Source organism: Longimicrobium sp. (assembly GCF_036280135.1).
In the GTDB taxonomy this organism is placed as follows: Bacteria; Gemmatimonadota; Gemmatimonadetes; order Longimicrobiales; family Longimicrobiaceae; genus Longimicrobium.
In genome coordinates this window covers 1-3,988 of the sequence record NZ_DASURI010000365.1, presented here as the reverse complement: position 1 = coordinate 3,988, position 3,988 = coordinate 1, and the positions used below count along the sequence as shown (strand labels likewise).

Sequence of the window (3,988 nt, the reverse complement as noted above, 5' to 3'; positions counted from 1 at the left end):
CGCCCAGGACGAGCCGACGGCCGCAATCCGGCGTGCCGCCCTTACTCGCGAAGGGCGGCGGCGAGGGCGACGTCCAGGGTGGGGTGATGAAAGGCGTGGCCGATCTCGCTCAGTCTGGCGGGCTCCACGCGCTGGCCGGCGAGCAGCGCCTCGTCCGCCATCTGCCCAAAAAGGGCGCGGATGCCGAACGCGGGCACGGGGATGAGCGTGGGGCGATGCAGCGCGCGGCCCAGCGCCTCGGTGAATTCCTCGTTGCGCACGGAGCCCGTGGCGGTGTTGACCGGCCCCCGCAGGCGCTCGTCTCGGATGGCGCGGAGGATGACCTCCACGACGTCGTCGAGCGAGATCCACGGCATCCACTGCCGGCCACTGCCGATGCGCCCGCCCACGCCCATCTTGAACGGCAGCATCAGCTGCTCCAGCGCGCCGCCCTTGGCCGTCAGCACGACGCCGATGCGCAGCTTGACGACGCGGATGCCCGCCGCCTCGGCCGGCGCGGAGGCGGCCTCCCATGCCTGGCCCACCTCCGCCAGAAAGCCGGTGCCGGGCGGCGATGCCTCGGTGAGGGTCTCGTCGCCGCGGTCGCCGTAGATGCCCACGGCGGATGCCTGCACCAGCACGCGCGGCGGCCGCGTCAGCCCGGCGATGGTGCGGGCAATGAGGCTCGTTCCCTGCTCGCGGCTGGCGAGGATGCGGCGCTTCTTTTCCTCCGTCCAGCGCGTGCCCACGTTCTCGCCGGCCAGGTGCACGACCGCGTCGATGCCTTCCAGCGCGGCCGCGTCGATGGTGCCCGCCTCCGGGTTCCAGACGACGTCCCCAGGCGCGGCCTTGGCGGGATCGCGCACGAGCCGCGCGACGGTGTGCCCCTCGCGCCGCAGCCGGTCCACCAGCGCCTGCCCGATGAGCCCGCTCGCGCCCGTGACGGCGACGCGCATGGGTCCCGAAGTGGTCGAACTCGTATCCGTCATTCGCGCCTCAGGTCTGTGAGTCGAATCGCATCCCTGCCGTTACTCTCGCACTCTCGCACTCTCGCACTCTCGCACTCTCGCATTCTCGCATTCTCGCATTCTCGCATTCTCACATTCTCGCATTCTCGCACTGCCGTTCACACCAGCGGTGCCGCATCCGGAAAGTGACGGCGGACGAGGTCGGCTTCGCGCGGATGGTCCGCGAGCATGGCGAAGTCCGCGAAATCGAAGCCGGGGCCCACGCTGCACGCCACGAGCGTGTAGCTGCCCGTGGTCCGCGCGGCCTGCCAGTGCCCGGGCGGGATCACGCGGACCGGCTCCGCGCCGCCGCCCAGCGCGCCGAGGCGCATCCGCTCCATCTCCCGCAGCTCCGGGTCGATGCGGAACAGCTCCAGCTCCGCCCCTTCTACGTGCTGCCACACCTCGTCGGATGTGACGCGGTGCCAGCGGCTGTGGCCGGACGCGTCCAGCAGGAAGTAGATGACGGTGAGCGCGCTGCGCGCCGGCCGCCGATCGTCCGGGTGCACGCCCAGCGTGGAGCGGTGGATCTCGCGGTAGTAGCCGCCCTCGGGGTGCGGCTGCAGGTGCAGGTCGCGGATCAGCTGGTTGGCGCGATGCATGGCAGGGCGTGAGTGCGTGAGTGCGAAAGTGCGAAAGTGCGTGAGTGCGTGAGTGCGTGAGTGCGTGAGTGCGTGAGTGGGGCTCCTGCACGATGGCGGAGTGTCTACAGCGGGCGAGGGCCCCCTCCCCCCGGCCCCCTCCCCCGCTTCGCGGGGGAGGGGGAGAACTGCGTTGAACGGGAGGCCGCTACGCGCCCCGGAGCTCGTCGAAGTGTACACCCTCTCCCGCGCAGTTTGCGGGAGAGGGTGCGAGCGACAGCGAGCGGGTGAGGGCCCCGAGCGGGTGAGGCCCACTCCCGCACTCACGCACTCACGCACTCGCCTTCGGCAGGCGCACGGTGAACGTGCTGCCGGCGCCGGGGACGCTCTCCACCGTCACGTCGCCGCCCAGCAGGCGGGCCATCTGCCGCGCGACGGCCAAGCCCAGGCCCGATCCGCCGTGCTCGCGGTTCAATCCCTGGTTCGCCTGCCAGAACGGCTCGAAGATGTGCTCCAGGTCCCCCGCGGCAATGCCCGGGCCCGTGTCGCGCACGCGCAGGAGCACCGCATCGCCCGCATCGTCCAGCGACAGCACCACCTCGCCCTGGTCCGTGAACTTGACCGCGTTGCCCAGCAGGTTCAGCAGCACCTGCCGAACCTTGCGCGCGTCCGTCCGCGCGGGGACGGGCGCCGGCGGCAGCGCCAGGCGAAACGACAGGCCCCGCTCCAGCGCCAGGGGCTCCGCCAGCGCCGCCGCCTCGCGCGCGATCCCGCCCACGTCCACGTCCGCGGCCTGCACCTCCTCGTGCCCGCCCTCCAGCCGCGCGAACGAGAGCACCTCCTCGATCAGGTCGCGCAGGTGGCGGGCCGCGCCCTGCACCCGCTCCTGCTGCGGCACCATGGAGGCCGGCAGCGGCTCGGGGATGCCGGCCAGGAACAGGTCCGTGTATCCCAGGATGGCGTTGAGCGGCGTGCGCAGCTCGTGCGACATCACCGCCAGGAAGTCGCTCTTGGCTTGGCTGGCCTCCAGGGTGCGGGCGTACAGGCGCGCGTTCTCGATGGCGTAGCCCGCGCGCACGCCCAGCTCCTCGGCCCGGCGCACGTCCGCCGCGTCGAACCGCCGGCCCGAGCGGGTCACGAGCAGCGACAGCACGCCCAGCACCTGCGTGCCCGCCCGCAGCGGCACGGCCACGTACTCGGTGATGCCCAGCCGGTCCACCACGCCCGTGTGCTCCGCCGTGCCGTCCGTCATGGACGCGCCCACCACGCGGTTGAACTGCGTTTGCCCCGTGCGCAGCACGATGGGCACGGGGTGCACGGGGTGGTCCACCGTGGGCGGATGCCGCAGCACCTGGTCCACCAGGTCCGTGGCCAGGGGATCGGCCGTGGCGGCCTCCACGCGGCGGATGGCGCCGTTCTCCAGCAGGTCCACCACGCAAAAGTCCGCGATGACGGGCACGGCCAGCCGGCACACGCGCCGCAGCGTCTCCTCGTAGTCCAGCGACGACGCCAGCACGGCGCCCGCCTGGGCCAGGAACCGCAGCCCCTCCTCGTTCTCCCGCCGCTCGTGGATGTCCACGCACGAGCCCACGAACCCCGCGAACCCGCCATCGGCGTCAAGGCGCGGGACGCCCGCGTCCATCAGCCAGCGGTACTCGCCGTCCGCCCGGCGCAGGCGGTACTCCATGGCGAACGGCCGCCGCGCCTCCAGGTTCGCGCGGTAGATCTCCAGGCAGCGCTCGCGGTCGCCCGGGTGCACGCCCTCGGCCCACCCGTCGCCCAGCTCCTGCTCCATCGTCCGTCCCGTGAACTCCAGCCACGAGCGGTTCAGAAAGGTGCACCCCCCGTCCGGGTCCGCCATCCAGATGAGCACGGGCGCCGTGTCGGCCAGGGTGCGAAAGCGGATCTCGCTCTCCCGCATGGCGTTCTGCGCCTGGCGCTCGGCCGTGACGTTGTGGAACGAGGCCACCACGCCCACGGCCTGGCCCTGCTCGTCGCGCAGGGGCGCGGCGTTCATCCGCAGGATGACGGCGCCGTCCGCGGCGGGCACCGTGAGCTCCGCGCGCGCGCGCCCCTCGCCCCCGCGCAGCACCCGCGCCAGGGGCGTGGGCTGGTCCAGGTCGATCGCGTGCCCGTCGTAGCGCAGGGGCCCGGCATCGCGCGGAAGGCGGTCCAGCAGGCGGCGCGCGGCGGGGTTGGCAAAGGTGACGCCGCCGTCCGGCGCCGCGAGCACCACGCCCTCCGCCAGCGTGTCCAGGATGGCGGCCAGGCGCTCGCCCGCGCGCTCCACCCGCGCGCGCAGGACGGACGACTCCTCCACCTGCTGCTCCAGCTCCTCCGTGAGCGACTGCGCCTCTTCCGTCTGCATCTCCAGCTCCATGGCCTGGTCCTGCAGGCGCATGGCGAGCAGCGCGTTCTCCT

General features: G+C 72.8%; 3 protein-coding genes. All 3 read right to left on the bottom strand.

The genetic code is table 11. The features are described 5' to 3' along the window. Window positions 1–41: 41 nt before the first annotated feature. Window positions 42–935 (bottom strand): TIGR01777 family oxidoreductase, encoded by an 894-nt coding sequence (locus VFZ20_RS11485; RefSeq protein ID WP_329684018.1) that lies wholly within the window; start codon window positions 933–935, stop codon window positions 42–44. Between the two features lie 170 nt (window positions 936–1,105). Beyond that, complete coding sequence (locus VFZ20_RS11480) at window positions 1,106–1,588, bottom strand: cupin domain-containing protein (protein ID WP_329684017.1); 483 nt, start codon at window positions 1,586–1,588, stop codon at window positions 1,106–1,108. A gap of 310 nt (window positions 1,589–1,898) precedes the next feature. Further along, the coding region (locus VFZ20_RS11475) for an ATP-binding protein (RefSeq protein ID WP_329684016.1) at window positions 1,899–3,988 on the bottom strand (2,090 nt) is incomplete at its 5' end.